This window comes from Pseudomonas chlororaphis (assembly GCA_001023535.1).
Classification (GTDB): domain Bacteria; phylum Pseudomonadota; class Gammaproteobacteria; order Pseudomonadales; family Pseudomonadaceae; genus Aquipseudomonas; species Aquipseudomonas chlororaphis_E.
The window spans coordinates 806,103-823,934 of record CP011020.1; the positions used below are offsets into that span (position 1 = coordinate 806,103).

Here is a 17,832-nt window from a genome sequence, read left to right on the forward strand (position 1 = left end):
CTGGCCTGGGCCTCAGTCGCCTTTTGTCTGCATCAGGTGCGCATAGATGACTTCGCGGCGCTCGCCCAGCACCAGGCGAATCAGCGGATGATTGAGCCAGCGCTTGAGTTCGTGGTCTTCCAGTGGTTTTTTAAGGCGATCTTCGACGTTTTCCAGGGCTTTTTCCCACCAGACCGGGGCGCAAGCCTGATCGAACTGGTTGGTATGGCGGTAGCAGCCGTAGAGGATCTCGCGCATGAATTGCCGTTTATGGGCGGGCAGCGCCAGGGTGACGAACTTGTAGGCCAGGCGTTGGAACGCCGGAGGGCGGGGCAGGACGGTGGTGACCTGCGCCGTTTCGTCCAGCGCCTGCTGGCAGGTGGGCGCGGCATGGTGCTTGTCGAGCCAGGCCTTGGTCTTGGCGCGGAACAGCTGCTTGCGGCTCCAATAGTGATGGATCAGGTCCGGGCATTCGCGCAGTTGCACCGAGCGGTAGGCCGCCACCGCCAGGCAGAACTCTTCCAGGGTGTAGGCCCCTTGTGCCAGGGGAAAGAGCTCATCCATCAGTGCAATCGAGCGGTCCAGCACCGACGCTTCCGTGTGGTAGAGGCCGATGACCCCCGAATTCAACTGGGGCATGCTGTCGTCCGCCAGCCGGCGCTCACGCAGGATGTCCGCCAGCGTCACGTACAGCAACGAATCCTTGTTGGCGCCATAACTCAGGTTGACGGCATTGCACAGCAAGGTGCCGGGTTGGATACGGCGGAACAATTCGAGCGGTGAGCAATGGAAGAAGGTGTCGGTGTCGATCAACAGGGCCAGTTCGGCTTCTTCAAGCACCTTTTGCATCACCACATGCTTGGCGCGGAAATGATAGCCGTGGGGCTCGATCCAGGCCTTGCGGGTCTCGTCGTCCAGCAGGCGCAAGCGCACCGGCAGGCCTTCGTACGGTGCCGGATCGTCGGTGAATACCTGGATATCCAAGGCTTCGCCGGGGGTTTTGCGCAGGCCCGCCAACGCGCTGGCGATGCTGAACAAGGCTTCCTGGTGATAGGTCTTGGCCCCATAGACCAGGTAGATCAGTTGTGGGGTCTTTAACCTTTGACCGTTGAGCATCTACTGCAATCCTTCAGGTGTCTTGGGTGAAAAAAAAGCCTTGGAGGGTGCCAAGGCCTTTTTCATACCGGCACGTTAAGCCATTAACGTGGCAGTTTGAGGTTGTTCCATACCGCCAGGCTTGGCTCGGCCTGGTTAAGGGTATAGAAATGCAGCCCCGGTGCACCGCCCTGTAACAAACGTTCACACATTTGCGTGATGACGTCCTCGCCGAAGCTTTGGATGCTGGACGTGTCGTCACCATAGGCTTCCAGCTGCTTGCGGATCCAGCGTGGGATCTCGGCGCCGCACGCATCGGAGAAACGCGCCAGCTTGCTGTAGTTGGTGATCGGCATGATCCCCGGCACCACTGGAATGTCGACTCCCAGCTGCCGCACGCGTTCGACAAAGTAGAAGTAGCTGTCGGCGTTGAAGAAGTACTGGGTGATGGCGCTGTTCGCCCCGGCGTGGGCCTTGCGGACGAAGTTGCGCAGATCGTCTTCGAAATTGCGCGCCTGCGGGTGCATTTCCGGATAAGCGGCGATTTCGATGTGGAAGTGGTCACCGGTCTCTTCACGAATGAAGCTCACCAGTTCGTTGGCGTGGCGCAGTTCACCACTGGCCATGCCCATGCCCGAGGGCAGGTCACCGCGCAGGGCAACGATGCGCTTGATGCCCGCCGCCTTGTACTGGGTCAGCAGGCCGCGCAGGTCGTCCTTGCTGTCGCCCACGCAGGACAGGTGGGGCGCTGCCGGGACTTTCACTTCGCTTTCGAGCTGCAACACGGTGTTCATCGTGCGGTCACGGGTCGAACCGCCGGCGCCGTAGGTGCAGGAGAAGAAGTCGGGTTTGTGGCTCGCCAACTGGCGGGCAGTGGCGATCAGTTTTTCATGCCCAGCATCGGTCTTCGTCGGGAAGAATTCGAAGCTGTAGCGACGGTCTTGGGACATGGTCGGAGCTCCCAGCTGCAAGCTGCAAGCTGCGAGCTACAAGAGGGCGTTGCGCCGATTCCTGTGCTTCAGGCTTGCAGCTCGCGGCTGCGTAATAGCGATGAAGAAGTAGATCCAAGCTTCCAGTCACAAGTAGACAAACCGCTCTGCTTGCCGCTTGAAGCTTGAAGCTCGCAGCTGCTTAATACCGGTAGGCGTGCGGCTTGAACGGGCCTTCGACGGTGACGCCGATGTAGTCAGCCTGTTGCTTGGTCAGCTTGGTGACCACGCCGCCGAAGCCGCGGACCATTTCCAGCGCCACTTCTTCGTCGAGTTTCTTCGGCAATACTTCCACGGTCAGGCGTTCGGCTTTCTGGGCAGGCGACAGGTCGGCGTATTTCTGGCCGAACAGGAAGATCTGGGCCAGGACCTGGTTGGCGAACGAACCGTCCATGATCCGGCTCGGGTGGCCAGTGGCGTTGCCCAGGTTGACCAAGCGGCCTTCGGCCAACAGGATCAGGTAGTCGTCGTTCTGTGGGTCGAAGCTGCCGGTGCCGGTGCGGTGTACCTTGTGGACCTGCGGCTTCACTTCTTCCCAGGCCCAGTGCTTGCGCATGAAGGCGGTGTCGATTTCATTGTCGAAGTGACCGATGTTGCACACCACGGCGCGCTTCTTCAGGGCCTTGAGCATGTTCGCGTCGCAGACATTGACGTTACCGGTGGTGGTCACGATCAGATCGATCTTGCCCAGCAGGGCCTTGTCGACGCTCGCTTCGGTGCCGTCGTTGATCCCGTCGATGAACGGCGAAACCAGCTCGAAACCGTCCATGCAGGCCTGCATGGCGCAGATCGGGTCGACTTCCGAGACCTTGACGATCATGCCTTCCTGGCGCAGGGACTGGGCCGAGCCCTTGCCCACGTCACCGTAGCCGATCACCAGCGCCTGCTTGCCCGACAACAGGTGGTCGGTGCCGCGCTTGATGGCGTCGTTGAGGCTGTGACGGCAGCCGTACTTGTTGTCGTTCTTGCTCTTGGTCACCGAGTCATTGACGTTGATGGCCGGGATTTTCAGTTCGCCCTTGGCCAGCATGTCCAGCAGGCGGTGCACGCCGGTGGTGGTCTCTTCGGTCACGCCGTGGACGTGTTCGAGCACGGCCGGGTATTTCTTGTGCAGCAGCTCGGTCAGGTCGCCGCCGTCGTCGAGGATCATGTTGGTGTCCCATGGCTGGCCATCCTTGAGGATGGTCTGCTCCAGGCACCACTCGTACTCTTGCTCGGTCTCGCCTTTCCAGGCGAACACCGGGATACCGGCGGCGGCAATGGCGGCGGCGGCCTGGTCCTGGGTCGAGAAGATGTTGCAGGACGACCAGCGCACTTCGGCACCCAGGGCTACCAGGGTTTCGATCAGCACGGCGGTCTGGATGGTCATGTGGATGCAGCCGAGGATCTTCGCGCCCTTGAGCGGTTGCTCGCCGGCGTATTTGCGGCGAAGGCCCATCAGGGCTGGCATTTCGGATTCGGCGATGATGATTTCGCGACGGCCCCAGGCGGCCAGGGACATGTCGGCAACTTTGTAGTCGTTAAAATCTGCAGGCGTGATAACAGCGCTCATGAAGAGCCTCCATTCGTAATGTATGCGAATGGGCGCCGTTGTGCGTTTAGTGTCCATGCAGGTTGCCCCGTGTGAACAACGCCCCATCCGAGCCTGACAGGCCGAGCCTGCTGCAGCGCCCCTCGGACAGGTGGCGGGAACGGTCCAAAGCGAGGACCGGTTGAAGCGGTGGCGATTATAACGGGCTCGGCCGATCTTCCAAAGGGTTTCTGTCGGCAAATCAAAATTGCCGATGGTCGTTATAGGACCCGCGACGTAGAGCCTGACCGGCCGGTCTGCCATGATGCAGCCATTCATCGGCCAGACACTCAGGAGTGAACATGAATTTCCACACCCGCAAGTGGGTCAAGCCCGAAGACCTCAACCCCAACGGCACGCTGTTCGGCGGCAGCCTGCTGCGCTGGATCGACGAAGAGGCGGCCATCTATGCCATCGTCCAGCTCGGCAACCAGCGTGTGGTCACCAAGTACATCTCGGAGATCAACTTTGTCAGCGCCTCGCGCCAGGGCGACATCATCGAGCTGGGGATCACCGCCACCGAGTTTGGCCGTACCTCCATCACCCTGACATGCGAGGTGCGCAACAAAATCACCCGCAAGAGCATCCTGACCGTGGAGAAGATGGTCTTCGTCAATCTTGGCGAGGATGGCCTGCCGGCGCCCCATGGCCGTACCGAGATCAAGTACGTCAAGGATCAGTTCCAGGACGACATCACTGAGTGACCATCTTGTAGGCGCGGGCTTGCTCGCGAAGGCGTCGTTACATTCAGCATCATGGCACGCTGAACCACCGCTTTTCGCGAGCAAGCCCGCTCCCACATGGGTTTTGCAGCCATCTCAGCATCGAGGTGCAACCCACCACTGAACAGCTTCGTGCGCCGCCTGTCGTAGCTACATCACGCCACCGGTTCAGGAGCTGTATGGACACTCATAAAGACGGCAAAACCCCTGACCTTTCGGCTCAGGAACAGCAGGAAGTCGACCGCAACCAGCCGCCACGGGCGGCGGTGCTGCATGAAATCATCCGCACCCAGGGCGACCAGGAACTGGAGCGCAGCATTGCCGCGCTCTGGTGGTCGGCCCTGGCGGCCGGGCTGACCATGGGTTTGTCGCTGATGGCGATGGGCTTGCTCAACTCCCGGCTGCCGGACCACGAAGGCTTCAAGGTGATCGCCAGTTTCGGCTACTGCGCCGGCTTTCTCGCGGTGATCCTTGCCCGCCAGCAATTGTTCACCGAAAACACGCTGACCGCCGTGTTGCCGGTCATGAGCAAACCCACCCTGGTCAATTTCGGACGATTGCTGCGGCTCTGGGGCGTGGTGCTGGTGGGCAACCTGTGCGGCACCCTGCTGGTAGCCTACGTGATGCTGCACCTGCCGATCTTCGACCCGCGCACCGACCTCGCTTTCCTGGAGATCGGTCGCAAGGTCATGGAAAACGACGCTGGCCAGATGTTCGCCAAGGGCATCATTTCCGGCTGGATGATCGCCACCATGGTCTGGATGATCCCCTCCATGGAAAGCGCCAAGATGTGGACCATCATCCTCATCACCTACCTGATGGCGCTCGGCGACTTCACCCACATTGTCGTCGGCTCGGCCGAGGTGTCGTACCTGGTGTTTGCCGGCGAGCTACCCTGGGAAGATTTCTGGATGGTGTTTGCCGGGCCGACGCTGGCGGGCAACATTGTCGGTGGCAGCTTTATCTTTGCCTTGCTCAGCCACGCGCAGATTCGAAGCGAGGAGGGACCTCCGAAAGATAAGACGTCGTCTGCAAGGCCTGGAGATCCCGAATAGGTGGTTTGATCCGCCAGTTACGCAATTGCTCAACCGTTTTTGAACTGAAGGGTTTCAGTCCCGTATAGCGTGATGTGTAGTTGGCAATGACCCGCTCGAGTGCATTGTTGAAAGCTTCTGGGGTTTGCACGTCCCTCAAGTCGCGGATGGCCCCCTCTAGCAGCTTGAGGTTCGAGTCGTGCTGGCCGCCGAGAAACCGGGAGATCTGTAGTACGTCTCGCACGACATTATCGACACGAGTAGCAAGGTCGCGTCGGTCCATTTCCTCGATGGCTTGACGGGTCACCTCTGAGACGCCGGTCGTCGCACCGCTGTCCCAACGGGCGGCCGCTTGCAGCAATTGCATGAAGTCCGGGTCGTTGCGGTGGTTAATGCGTTTTGCCAGCCACTCCAGTTTCCCGGCGTTGTCCGCCAACTGATCCAGAGTCCCGATGGCCTCGCGTATCTGTGGAGTGGGTTCAAGCCGGGTGGATGTCATGTTGGCCTCCTTGATCGCGCTCTTGAGACTTGCCAGCGTTTGTTGGGCCTGCTGCCTGAAGGCAGCCACTTCGTCATAGGCTTCGTTGCCTTTCAATTCTGCGCCCAGTTGGTCGAACTCTTTGTCGCCCAGTGCCAGCAGGGCTGCCTCGAGCGAAGCAAACCAGAAGGTCTGCTGGGTGGCATTGCGTTTGTCCAGATGGGATTGGACAGCCTTGCGCAGTTCTTCCTGAAGATGATTCTTCACCTCCGTGGGCATACTGAAGTAAACCGTTCCAGTAAACACACCACGGTAATCGCCTTTATCGGTTTTCAGCGGAACGACGATGGTCTGGTCGGCAAAAGGCTTCATTCGTTCGGAATTCAATGCGGAGAGTGCCGTATGTGGAGCCTTGAGGAATTTGTCGACCAGGGCTGATACTCCCGTTCCTCGTGGCTTTTTCTGATTCGATTCGTCCGTCTCGAACACCAGGATCAAAGGCTCCCCCTCCGGGATCGGGCTCATTTGGGGCATCGGGTTGTACAAGGCTGGTATCGGTGTGTTGTTCAGGATGCCACCATCTGCAAATGCAGTGGTTGCGTCTGCCGGTTGAAAGGGCTGTCCTTGCAAGGTCGGTTTGCTGAATACCACCGGCAGCGCTGCGGAGATATGCGCGGCCACGGCAATGTCCATGTCAGGCGTCAGGTCCGCACTGAAGACCACCAGTTGCGCACCGCTATCGAACATGGCGGTGCCGGTGATTTCCAAGGATTTGATTTGCGGGATTTCCTTGCTCAATGTCGCCAGGTCGGCAAAGGTGACGTATTGGTTGTGTTTCACATTTTCGACGGCTTTATGCACCTGTTCAGAAAGCGGCCCTTGGACGCAATGCTGCAAAAGTGACTTATAGCTTTCTTTCCTGATCAACTCTTCCAGCGGCATTCCCTTGGAACCCAGGCGTGGCAGCAGATCGCAAAGCAATTGAGCCAGTGGGATGGCGTTCATGTTCTTGCCCATCCTCGACCATTCATCCTGTTCGGCGGCAAGGTCAGGTTGGGTACTGTTGAGTAACGAGACGAGGGAAACGTAGTCGGAGATCCTGTCGAAATCCGCATGACTCATGCCGCTGGCGAGTAAGGCGGCTGATATGGCGCCTGCGGAAGACCCTGAAAACCTTCGGACAAGATCCATGACATTGTTTTCGGTAAGTGTCTTGACGAGCCCGGAATTGGCCACCCCTTTGGCACCGCCACCGCTCATGCTTACATCGTCAATGGGAGGCCGGTCCATGCTGATTTTGACGCTGCCGTCCTCATGAAGAACGATCGACATCCGACGGTCTGTCACACCGCATACCAGCAGGCAGGCTCGCCCGGGGTTTGCTCGCTCATTGATGCCCTGGCTGAAACCACTCCAATCCACATTTTTCAGGGCCGTTTGCTGTGATGAGCTGTTGGCTGGGTCCTTTGGATGAATAGTGGAGAAAAGTTTGAGCCCAGTGATTAATGGCATTCTGGTTCGTTCCTTTGACCTGAAAGGGAAAGGACGGAACTGTAAAGAGAATTGGAGGCCTGCCGGTGGCGCGACGCAACTGGAAAAACATCTGCCGCGCGCGGCGGGCCGTCAGCCTCTGTCTCCGAAAGCGCTCTGGAATGAGGCTCCTAGCCGGTACGTAAAATAGCCTGCAAGCAGGTTGGCAATGTCTTACAGCATGCGTTGCCCATTCTGTCGCCGGCAGGGCAGGTTTCCGTCGCCTCAGGCAGCGACTGCAGCCAGGCGCCGCTGTCGATAAATAAAGAACAACGCCGTCAACGTCGTCAGGCCGCCGACCAGGGCCCCGGTCCACGGCAGGTCCGCCAGATCCGCGCCGCTGGCGACCACCAGGCCACCGATCCACGCGCCCGCGGCGTTGCCGAGGTTGAATGCGCTCTGGTTCAGGGTCGAGCCGAGGTTCGGCGCTTCATGGGCCTGGTCGATGATCAGCAGTTGCAGGATCGGGCACAGGGCGAAGGCGAAGATGCCCCACAGCACCAGAGTGATCGCCGCCGCAATTACCGATTGACTGGTCTGGCTGAACGCGGCCAGCACCAGCACCACGGCCAGGGTCATGCCCACCAGTGACGGCAACAGGCGCCGGTCGGCCAGGCGGCCGCCAAGGAAACTGCCCGCCGTCAGGCCGACCCCGAACAACAGCAGCATCACCGTGACGCCGTGGGGGCTGACGCCAGTGATGTCCCGCAGGATCGGCGCGATGTAGGTGAACACGCTGAACAGGCTGGTGGAGGCCAGCACGCTCATGCCCAGGGCCAGGAGCACGTTGGCCTTGCCCAGGACCTTGAACTCGCTGGCCAGATTGGCCTTCTCCATGGGGATCTCCCTGGGCAGCCAGACCCATTGGGCGGCGGCTGCGATGACGCCGATGACCGCCACCGCCCAGAACGTTGCGCGCCAGCCGGCGTATTGGCCCAGGGCCGTGCCCAACGGCACGCCGAGCACGTTTGCCAGGGTCAGGCCGGTGAACATCATGGCAATCGCCTGGGCCCGTTTATTCGGCGCCACCAGCCCGGCCGCCACCACCGAACCGATGCCGAAAAACGCTCCGTGGCACAGCGCGGTAATGACCCGGGCGGCCATCAGCGTGGCGTAGTTCGGTGCTAGCGCGCAGAGCACGTTGCCGAGGATGAACATCAAGGTCATGCCCAGCAATGTGGCTTTGCGCGGCATGTTGGCGGTGCCGATGGCGAGGATCGGCGCGCCGAACACCACACCCAGGGCATAACCGGTGATCAGCAGCCCGGCCTGGGGAATGCTCACCGCCAGGTCGCGGGCGACATCGGGCAATAGCCCCATGATGACGAATTCAGTCGTGCCGATGCCGAAAGCGGCGACGGCCAAAGCAAGCAAGGCGAGTGGCATGCGCAAGGTCTCTGTCTGTAGTCTTGACGCTCTTGATCAGGCATACGCAGCCGGGCTGCTCCGTTTCGAACGATACGGGGCACCAGCAGGATTATTGGAATTGGAGTATGCGCAACTGAATGCGGCGTGGTGGCTGGCAGTATAAACAGCTGTCGAAGGATCGCGAATCAATTCATCGCCCCACTGATCGATGGGGCAGGGAAAGGAGTATGCCGTGCTTGCGACGGCCTTGGTATTGGTAGCGGCGCTGTTGCATGCGGCGTGGAACACGCTGATCAAGTTCAGCGGCGAGCGTTTGCTGGTGGTGGCGTGCATGGACAGCGTCGCGTTGCTGTTCGCTGTGTCGGCCTTGGGATTCGTGGCGTTGCCGCCGCTGGAGATCTGGCCGTGGATCCTGGCCTCGGCGGCCTTCGAGCTGCTTTACCGCTACCTGCTCATCCAGGCGTATCGGGTCGGGGACCTGGGGCTGGTGTATCCGCTGATGCGCGGCTTGTCGCCGCTGGTGGTGCTGGCCCTGACGCTGATTTTCGGCGGCGAGGCGCTGACGGTCCAGCAGGTGATCGGCATCCTGTTGATCCCGTTCGGCATGCTTTGCCTGTTGTGGCAGGGCGGCGGCGGAGATCGACTGCCCTGGTCGATGTTGCCGGTGGTGGCGCTGATCGGCCTGTGTATTGGCTGCTACACCTTCATCGACGGCCATGCCCTGCGCCGCTGGTCGCACCCGCTGGATTACCTGGTCTGGCTCACCTTGCTCAGTGCCTGGCCGTTCCCGTTGCTGGCGGTGGTCGCCAAGCGGCCGGCATTCGTGGGGTTCTGGCGTGAGCAGTGGCGGTTGGGGCTGGCGGTCGGGTTCTGCGTATTGTTCAGCTACGCTCTGGTGCTGTGGGCTATGCAGCTGGGGTCGGTTGCCGAAGCGGCAGCCCTGCGGGAGATCAGCGTGATCCTGGTGGTGTTGTTCGGCATGCGCTACCTGAAAGAACCTTTTGGCCGTCCGCGGCTCTTAGCTTGCGGGCTGGTGTTGGCAGGCATGTTGGTGATGAAGTCCTGAACCGCACCGCCGATTCCCCGATTTTCCTCAAACCGAAGAAGGAACTGCGTCATGACGGTTGCCCTGTGGTGTATTTTGATTGCCTTCGTGCTGCCTTATCTGTGCATCGTCATCGCCAAGGTCGGCGGTAGATTCCGGTTGCAGGACAACCACGACCCGCGAGACTTCCTGGAAAGCCTCGATGGTTTCCCCCGGCGTGCCTATGCCGCGCAGTTGAACAGCTTTGAGATCAACCCGGCTTTTGCAGCGGCGGTCATCGTTGCGCACCTGGCCGGCAACGCTGAGCTGGTGACCATCAACGTGCTGGCGGTGCTGTTCATCACCAGCCGGCTGCTTTACATCATTTGCTACCTGGCGGATTGGGCGATCCTGCGTTCGCTGGTGTGGTTGGTGGGGGTGGGGTTGGTGGCGAGTTTCTTTTTTGTTTCGATCTGAGCCAGGTTTTTGAACTCCGGAACAGCCAACCCGATTCTAGCGGTTGGCCGTCACCGCATTCGCCACCTGCGGCACTTGTGGCAGTGCCATGCCTTTGGGCCAGAGCATCCAGATCTGTCCCTGCTGCTTCATGTCACCGGCCAGTTGCCCCGCGGCCTCGCCGGTGCCCCAGAACAGATCCGCGCGCACTTCACCGGTGATCGCGCCGCCGGTGTCCTGGGCGGCGACGGGCCGGTTCACGGCGCTGCCGTCGGGACGGGTAGTGGACAGCCACAGCAGGCTGCCCAGCGGAATCACCTTGCGATCCACCGCCACGCTGTAGCCGGCGGTCAGTGGCACATTCAGCGAACCGCGCGGGCCTTCGTTGCTGTCGGGATTGCGGTTGAAGAACACGTAGCTGGGGTTGCTGCCCAGCAGCTCGGGAATCCGGTTCGGGTTGGCCTTGGCCCAGGCACTGATGGTGCCCATGGTCACGTCTTCCTTCGCGAGTTGCCCTTGTTCGACCAGCCAGCGACCGATGGGCCGGTAAGGGTGGCCGTTCTGGTCGGCATAGGCGATGCGCAACTGGCGGCCGTCATCGAGGCGGATGCGGCCCGAGCCCTGGATCTGCAAGAACTGCAGGTTCATCGGATCGGTCAGCCAGGCAATGACCGGTGCTTTCACACCCTTGGTTTCGATGGTGACGGCATCGTCGTACGGCTTGAGCACCCGGCCTTCGAGCCGGCCGCGCAGGCGCTTGCCCTTGAGCTCCGGATAAATGCTGTCCAGCGATACGATGATCATGTCCTCCGGCACCCCGTACACCGGCACATTCGCAGTGGCGGTCCGGGTCAGGCTGCCCGGGTAGACCGGTTCGTAGTAGCCGGTGATCAGGCCGTTGGGGCTGTTGTCCCCCGAGCGCAGACCATAGACATCCAGGTTCTGTTTCAGGAAGGCGCGTACGTCCCGGGCAGTCTGCGGCACATTCGCCGCCGCCGCGCAGGTCGGGCCCCAGTTCGGGTCGGCCTTGAGCCGGGTGCAGGCGCTGCGCCAGGAGCCGAAACCGGCCAGCAGGTCTTCATCGGATACCGCCGGCAGGGCCTCCCATGGCGCGCTGACGTAGGTCGCCAGGGCATGGGTCTTGGGCTCTTCGACCTGTTCGCCGCGATTGCAACCGGCCAGTAGCGCGAGCAGCGGTAGGGTCAGTACCAGGCCTTTGTGCCAGGTGTTGAAGCGGCTGTTCATGAAGATTTCCCTTGGAGTCCCCCGAGCGCTGTATCTGCTGCTCGAACAACCCGTATTGTTGATAGGGCCATTGGTGTTTGCCAATGACCCGAGGATACTAACCGTCGTTTCCTGTCCCGAGGCCAAGATGTTTGTAAAACGATTTTCCGTGGCCGTGCTGGCCTGCCTGATGTTATCCGCCTGTGGTGGCGTCGATCCCAATTCGCCCCTAGGCCAGCGCAAGGCGATTTTCAAACAGATGCTCAAGACCGGCGAAGAGCTGGGCGGCATGCTGCGTGGCCGCGTTCCGTTCGACGGTGCGCGATTCGCCGAGGGCGCGGTACAACTCGATCAACTGTCCCACGAACCGTGGAAGCATTTTCCCCAAGTGCGCGAGCAGGACCATACCAGCGCCCGGGATGACGTCTGGCAGAAACAGGCGCGTTTCCAGGAACTGGCCCGCAACCTTGAAGCGGCCACTGCAGAGCTGGTGGTCGCCAGCCGGGTCCAGCCCTACAAAGCCAGCAACCTGGGACCGGCGGTACAGAAGGTTGAAGATGCGTGCAGCGCCTGCCATAAGGAATTTCGCGATCATTGAAATACGGCAGCTTCAAGCGGCAAGCGGCAAGCTGCAAGTGAAGAGCTCGCGGTTCGCTGTAACTTGCCGCTTGTAGCTTGTAGCTTGTAGCTTGTAGCTATTTATCCAGTTCATCCACCGCTTCCTGCAGCTCCTTGCGGGAAGTCGCCAGCTTGTCCTTGCGTTTGTTGATCCGCTCGGCGTCGCCTTTCTTCATAGCTTTTTCCAGGTCGGCCTGGCGCCGACTGACTTCATGCTTGGCTTCGAGCACTTTGTTTTCACGCTCTTTGCGCAAGGACGCGTCGGTGCAGTGGGTGGTGACCTCGTTCAGCGCGGTCTCCAGGCCCGCTTGCTGATCCGGGTTGCCGCGGGACTTGGCCAGCTCGATCTGGTTGATGATGCCTTGGCGCTTGGCCGCACAGCCGGTGAGCTCAGGGGCTTGCTCATCCGCCAGCAAGGGAGTGGCCATGACGCTGCAGATGACCAGCAGGGCAACGGGTGACAGGAAATTCATAGCAACTCCGTAAGTATCGCGAGCGGTCGGTTCAGATGCGCTGTTGGAGCGCATTTTGGCCCCTTGGGTTCAACCGCTCGGGTCTGGATTAAAAACCATCGACCCCGACGGTGCGTAATACCTCACTCAAGGCCAACACCTGCGGGTCGCGAAAAAAAGCGCTCAGTTGCGCCGCACGCCCCGCCCCGATGCCGGCTTCGGCTTGCCATTGTTCGGCATCGCGTTCAGCCAGCACCTGCCACGGCCCCTCCAGACGGGCCTCGCCGACAGGCGGCAGACCCAGGGCTTTGAGCCATTGCGCAAAAGGACGCTGTCGGGCGGCTTGCAGGCTGGTGAGCAGACGGGCGCTACTGTGTTCGCCAAAGCCGGCAATGGTAGCAAGCTCGGCGGCATCGAGGGTCAACCAATCCAGCAATCCGTCGATTCGCCCGGCGGCCAGGAGCTTTTCCCAGGTGCCGGGGCCGACGTGGGGCAGGGCGAGGCCGTGCTTGCCGCTGAGCCAGCTCAAGCGGGCGAGAAACTGGCTTTCGCAGCCCGGTGTCGGTTGCCAGCAACTCAACGGGTGGTGGTCGGCCTGCCTCGGGATGCGGATGTCCTGTCGCACGGGATTGCGCAGCACGACACTGTCGAGTCGCGGGATGGTCAACCCGGCCAGGCTGATGGCGACCCGGTCGCCGGGGCGGATGTCCATTTCTTCCCAGCGTTCGAGAGAGCTGACGCTCACCCGACGGATGCGCCGGTCATCGAGCATGACCGGTTCAAGCTCCAGTACCGGGGTGATTCGTCCGGTACGTCCGATCTTGAATTGCACCTTGCGCACTTGCGCCAGGGCCTGGGCGTACGGATATTTCCAGGCCACGGCCCAGAATGGCGCCCGGGCCTGCCAACGATCGGCGGGTGGGCGGCGGCTCTGCCGTAGGACGATCCCGTCGCTGGCAAATGGCAGCGGCGTTCTGTACCAATGGTCACGCCAGTGCTCGGCATCGGCCAGGTTCTGGACGGGTTGGTTGTAGTTGAGCGCATCCGCGAAACCCAGCTCACTCAGCGTCGTCATCCGCTCGGCCAGGGTGTCCGGCCCTTCAGGCCAATCCCATACAAACAGGCCGATGCCTGCCGCCTCTTGCGCCGTCAGGTTGTGTCGCGCCATCAGGCCTGCCACGGTCCCCCGGGCGTTGAGGCCGCCGCTGCTGGCTTGCACATGCTCGCCCAGGCGCCGATACAATTCGCCTTGGATGCGCAGATCCAAGGGACGGCGCAGCCGTCGGGGAATGGCGTCGATCTGCACTGCAGCCCGGGTCCAGTCATGGCCGTGGACGCCGTCGCCACGGCTGATGGCCTGATGCAGGTGTCCCTCGCGGTAAACCAGGCTGACCGCCACGCCATCGATTTTTGGCTGGGCCCAGACGTCTTCCCGACCGCGCAGCCAAGCGTCGACGGCATCGGCATCCTTGAGCTTGTCCAGCCCTGTATGAGCCACCGGGTGTGGGATTTTCCCACGAGCCGTGCGCAGCGGGTCGGCTGGCCCCGGCAGGTCAAAGCAGTTGCGCCACTGGCTCAGTTGGGTGCGGGACTGGTCGTACAGTTCATCGGCCACCAGTGATCGACCGAGACGGTGGTAGCTGTCGTCCCAGGTATCGATCTGCTGTTGCAGGGCGGCGATCTGTGCCTCGGCGCGCTCAGCGGGCCAGTCGGGGCAGGGCGTCGCGATGGCAGGGGCGCAGATGAACAAAAGACAGGCAAATACAAACGACAACGCTGGCATCAAAGGCATCCTTGCGGCGGGTGTCCTTGAAGGCTAGCCACTGTCGCCGAAGCTGCGCGGCTGGAGCGTTTCCGGATTTTGCCGGACCTGATGGCGCCGTTGCGGCGGTACAGTGCGAGGCGATTTAGCCGTGCAACTGTGCCTTGAACCCCTCATCGCCTGGCGCAGAATGATCCTTCGATTCGTCCCTGCCTGGAATCTGCCCGATGGACCTGACGACACTCGCTGTTTTCATTCCGGCCTGCTTTGCGCTGAACATGGCGCCTGGGCCGAATAACCTGCTATCGATCAGCAACGCTTCGCGTTATGGCTTCGTGCGGGCCTGTAGCGGTGGCATCGGTCGGCTGGTGGCCTTTGCAATCATGATCGCCCTGGCGGCTGTGGGCCTGACGGCGGTGCTGCATACCTCGGAGCTGTTGTTCCTGGGGATCAAGCTGGTCGGGGCGGGTTATCTGTTTTATCTGGCCGTGCAGTTGTGGCGGGCCCGGCCCGAGATGGGCGGCGAAGCCGAAGTCGGGGCGGTGAACAGGAGCAGCCTGGCACGCCAGGAGTTTCTGGTGGCGATCGGCAATCCCAAGGCGATCCTGTTGTTCACGGCCTTCCTGCCGCAGTTCGTCGACCGTGCGGGCGTCGTCATGCAGCAGTTTGCGGTACTCGGCGGGCTGTTCCTGGCGCTTGAATGCATCGCCATCGCGTTGTACTGCTACATGGGAATCTATGCACGGCGGTTGTTTGCCCGGCCCAGCGGCAAGCGCTTGTTCAATCGGATGTGTGCGGGGTTGTTGGCGAGTGCGGCTTCGTTTTTGTTAGTGGCTCGCCGATCTTGAGTCCGATGCAAGCCCCTGTGGCGAGGGAGCTTGCTCCCGCTGGGGCGCGAAGCGCCCCCCCGATGTAACATTCAGGGATATTGGATCTGCGGCGCGCGCTATTGGGGTTGCTGCGCAACCCAGCGGGAGCAAGCTCCCTCGCCACAGGGTTATGTTTGGCATGAAAAAAGCCCCTGGCGACCCAGGTCGGCAGGGGCTTTCCTGACTGCGGGTATTACAGGCCGGCAGCGGCGCGCAGGGCGTCGGCGCGGTCGGTTTTTTCCCAGGTGAAGGTGGTGAAGGTGTCACCATCGACCGTCTTGGTTTGCGGCGTGCGGCCGAAGTGGCCGTAGGCTGCGGTCTCCTGGTACATCGGGTGGAGCAGGTCGAGCATGGTGGTGATGGCGTATGGACGCAGGTCGAACACTTCACGTACCAGCTTGATGATCTTGTCGTCGCCGATCTTGCCGGTGCCGAAGGTGTTCAGCGAGATCGACGTTGGCTGGGCGACGCCGATGGCGTAGGAAACCTGGATCTCGCAACGCTCGGCCAGGCCGGCGGCCACGATGTTCTTGGCGACGTAGCGACCGGCGTAGGCGGCCGAACGGTCGACCTTGGATGGATCCTTGCCGGAAAACGCGCCGCCGCCGTGACGGGCCATGCCGCCGTAGCTGTCGACGATGATCTTGCGGCCGGTCAGGCCGCAGTCGCCAACCGGGCCACCGATGATGAAGTTGCCGGTCGGGTTGATGTGGAACTGGGTGTCCTTGGACAGCAGCTCGGCAGGCAATACGTGCTTGACGATCAGCTCCATCACGCCTTCGCGCAGATCTTTGTAGGACACTTCAGGGTTGTGCTGGGTCGACAGCACGATGGCGTCGATACCCACTACCTTGCCATTTTCATAACGGCAGGTGACCTGGGACTTGGCATCCGGGCGCAGCCACGGCAGCAGGCCGGATTTGCGGGCTTCGGCCTGGCGCTGCACCAGTTGGTGCGAGAAGGTGATCGGTGCCGGCATCAACACGTCGGTCTCGTTGCTGGCGTAGCCGAACATCAGGCCCTGGTCGCCTGCGCCCTGGTCTTCCGGCTTGCTGCGGTCAACGCCCTGGGCGATGTCCACCGACTGCTTGCCGATGATGTTCATCACGCCGCAGGTGGCGCCGTCAAAGCCCACGTCGGAGCTGTTGTAGCCAATGCCCAGGATCACATCGCGAACGATCTGTTCCAGGTCGACCCAGGCCGAGGTGGTGACTTCGCCGGCGATGATCGCCACGCCCGTTTTCACCAGCGTCTCGCACGCCACGCGGGCGAATTTGTCTTCCGCGATGATGGCGTCCAGCACGGCATCGGAAATCTGGTCGGCGATTTTGTCCGGATGCCCTTCAGACACGGACTCGGAGGTGAAAAGGGAGTATTCGCTCATCTCGATGTTTTCCTACAAGTTACCGTTGGTGAGTGTCGCCAGTCGGTCGCTGGAAGTGGCGAACCTGAATCTGGAAACCATTGCGTAAGCCCACATAGAGGCTTTCCCCGGGCACAAGGCCCGCAGCGGAGGCCCAACGGGCCAGGTCATCCTGTTCAAACCCCAGCCAGAGATCTCCGCAGGCCTCCCTGGCCCAGCTCTGGTTGTGGCTGCATAACTCGGTTACCAGCAGACTGCCGCCCGTTTGCACCAGGCTGGCCAAGTGCTTGAGGGCATCGGCCGGTGCGGCGAAGTGGTGGAGCACCATGTTCAATACCACGCAGTCGGCCTGCTGGTTGATGCCATCCAGGGCATCGGCCAGTTGCAGGCTGACGTTAGCCAGGTTTTCCCGCTCGCACACCTGGCGCGCCAGTTCGAGCATGGCCGGGCTGTTGTCCAGCGCCGTGACCTGGTTAAAACGCCGCGCCAGTTCCGGCAGGAACGCGCCGTCGCCAGGGCCGACTTCGATCGCGCTGGCCGTGGGCTCGAAGCCGAGCTTGTCCAGCAGCGCCACCACGCTTTCGCGGTATTGCGGCAGACCGGCGATCAGGTCTTGCTGGGCGCGGAATTTTTCGGCCACACGGGCGAAGAAGTCCTGGCTGGCGGCGGCCCGTTGCTTGTGGACCTGGGCGATGCGTGCCTGCACGTCCGTCGGCAACTGCAGCGCGTCCACTTCGTCCAGCAGCGCGGCGTGCAGCTTGCCGCCCAGAAGATCGGTGTGGGGCAGGGCGCGGCGATAGAAAATGGCGTTGCCTTCGCGGCGGGTGGCCACCAGGTCGGCCTGGGCCAGGACCTTGAGGTGGTGGCTCATGCCGGACTGGCCGATGCCGAAGATCTGCGCCAGTTCCAGCACGCCGAACGAGTCGTTCGCCAGGGCGCGCAATACATTGAGCCGCAACGGATCGCCGCCGGCCTTGCAAAGGGCCGCCAGCTCATCGCAATCGTCGTGGCGAATGGAAGGCACGTGTAAGTTCATAAGGCGGCAGTCTAGTGAGGGGGGCGGTGCATCGCAAGGTCAATATCAAAAAGTTTTGATATTGCTTGATAAATGGCACTTCCCGCCGCGTGCCGGACTCTACAATCCATCAGCGGAAAGGTTTCACCTGGCGAATGAGACTTTATCCACCGGAAAAACGCCTGCCGATGACTATCTGTCATTGCCCCGGGGCGGGTGGGTGAGGGAAAATGCTCGCCTTTTTCAGTTTCGTTTTATTCATTCTCGATTCAATTCCCGCAGGA

Annotated in this window: 15 protein-coding genes and 1 pseudogene; 6 read left to right on the forward strand and 10 right to left on the reverse strand. The window is 61.4% G+C overall.

What is annotated here, in order from left to right; translation table 11 throughout:
* Positions 1-12 precede the first annotated feature (12 nt).
* The 3 genes from VM99_03510 to VM99_03520 form a co-directional block, all read right to left on the reverse strand.
* Positions 13-1,095, reverse strand: a complete 1,083-nt coding sequence (locus VM99_03510; protein AKJ97159.1) for a hypothetical protein — start codon at positions 1,093-1,095, stop codon at positions 13-15.
* Positions 1,096-1,178: 83 nt separating this feature from the next.
* Positions 1,179-2,024 (reverse strand): 5,10-methylenetetrahydrofolate reductase, encoded by an 846-nt coding sequence (locus VM99_03515; protein ID AKJ97160.1) that lies wholly within the window; start codon positions 2,022-2,024, stop codon positions 1,179-1,181.
* A 181-nt stretch (positions 2,025-2,205) separates the two neighbouring features.
* On the reverse strand, positions 2,206-3,615 hold the full coding sequence (locus VM99_03520; protein ID AKJ97161.1) for an adenosylhomocysteinase: 1,410 nt from the start codon (positions 3,613-3,615) through the stop codon (positions 2,206-2,208).
* A 320-nt stretch (positions 3,616-3,935) separates the two neighbouring features.
* Between VM99_03520 and VM99_03525 the strand changes: the two genes are divergently transcribed.
* Positions 3,936-4,337 (forward strand): thioesterase, encoded by a 402-nt coding sequence (locus VM99_03525; GenBank protein AKJ97162.1) that lies wholly within the window; start codon positions 3,936-3,938, stop codon positions 4,335-4,337.
* Between the two features lie 197 nt (positions 4,338-4,534).
* A complete protein-coding gene (locus VM99_03530; protein ID AKJ97163.1) occupies positions 4,535-5,410 on the forward strand; it encodes a membrane protein in 876 nt (291 codons plus the stop codon).
* Here the strand turns inward: VM99_03530 and VM99_03535 are convergent.
* Together VM99_03535 and VM99_03540 are read right to left on the reverse strand one after the other, a co-directional pair.
* Positions 5,406-7,262, reverse strand: a pseudogene (locus VM99_03535) (exou protein). The gene VM99_03530 and the pseudogene VM99_03535 overlap by 5 nt on opposite strands.
* Positions 7,263-7,622: 360 nt before the next feature.
* Positions 7,623-8,783 carry an arabinose transporter permease gene (locus VM99_03540; protein AKJ97164.1) on the reverse strand — a complete coding sequence of 387 codons (1,161 nt, stop codon included), beginning with the start codon at positions 8,781-8,783 and terminating at the stop codon, positions 7,623-7,625.
* A 214-nt stretch (positions 8,784-8,997) separates the two neighbouring features.
* Here VM99_03540 and VM99_03545 point away from each other — a divergent pair, with 214 nt between their 5' ends.
* Both VM99_03545 and VM99_03550 read left to right on the forward strand, forming a co-directional pair.
* Complete coding sequence (locus VM99_03545) at positions 8,998-9,831, forward strand: transporter (protein AKJ97165.1); 834 nt, start codon at positions 8,998-9,000, stop codon at positions 9,829-9,831.
* 51 nt (positions 9,832-9,882) lie between these two features.
* Positions 9,883-10,266, forward strand: a complete 384-nt coding sequence (locus VM99_03550) for a membrane protein (protein AKJ97166.1) — start codon at positions 9,883-9,885, stop codon at positions 10,264-10,266.
* A 36-nt stretch (positions 10,267-10,302) separates the two neighbouring features.
* Here VM99_03550 and VM99_03555 read toward each other — a convergent pair whose 3' ends face one another.
* A complete protein-coding gene (locus tag VM99_03555) occupies positions 10,303-11,490 on the reverse strand; it encodes a transglycosylase (protein ID AKJ97167.1) in 1,188 nt (395 codons plus the stop codon).
* Positions 11,491-11,617: 127 nt separating this feature from the next.
* On the opposite strand from VM99_03555, the gene VM99_03560 reads away from it, so the two are divergent.
* Entirely contained in the window at positions 11,618-12,067 is a 450-nt protein-coding gene (locus VM99_03560; protein ID AKJ97168.1) for a cytochrome C, read from the forward strand.
* Positions 12,068-12,164: 97 nt separating this feature from the next.
* On the opposite strand, the gene VM99_03565 is transcribed toward VM99_03560, so the two are convergent.
* Positions 12,165-12,560: a hypothetical protein gene (locus VM99_03565; GenBank protein AKJ97169.1), complete on the reverse strand. Its 396-nt coding sequence runs from the start codon at positions 12,558-12,560 to the stop codon at positions 12,165-12,167.
* Between the two features lie 88 nt (positions 12,561-12,648).
* Positions 12,649-14,325, reverse strand: coding sequence for an NAD-dependent DNA ligase LigB (locus tag VM99_03570; GenBank protein AKK01689.1), 1,677 nt, complete (start codon positions 14,323-14,325; stop codon positions 12,649-12,651).
* Positions 14,326-14,528: 203 nt separating this feature from the next.
* Between VM99_03570 and VM99_03575 the strand changes: the two genes are divergently transcribed.
* A complete protein-coding gene (locus tag VM99_03575) occupies positions 14,529-15,149 on the forward strand; it encodes a lysine transporter LysE (protein AKJ97170.1) in 621 nt (206 codons plus the stop codon).
* Positions 15,150-15,363: 214 nt separating this feature from the next.
* Here the strand turns inward: VM99_03575 and VM99_03580 are convergent, their stop codons facing one another.
* Together VM99_03580 and VM99_03585 are read right to left on the reverse strand one after the other, a co-directional pair.
* Positions 15,364-16,554, reverse strand: coding sequence for an S-adenosylmethionine synthetase (locus tag VM99_03580; GenBank protein ID AKJ97171.1), 1,191 nt, complete (start codon positions 16,552-16,554; stop codon positions 15,364-15,366).
* Positions 16,555-16,573: 19 nt separating this feature from the next.
* Positions 16,574-17,569, reverse strand: coding sequence for an ArsR family transcriptional regulator (locus VM99_03585; protein ID AKJ97172.1), 996 nt, complete (start codon positions 17,567-17,569; stop codon positions 16,574-16,576).
* Between the last annotated feature and the right edge of the window lie 263 nt (positions 17,570-17,832).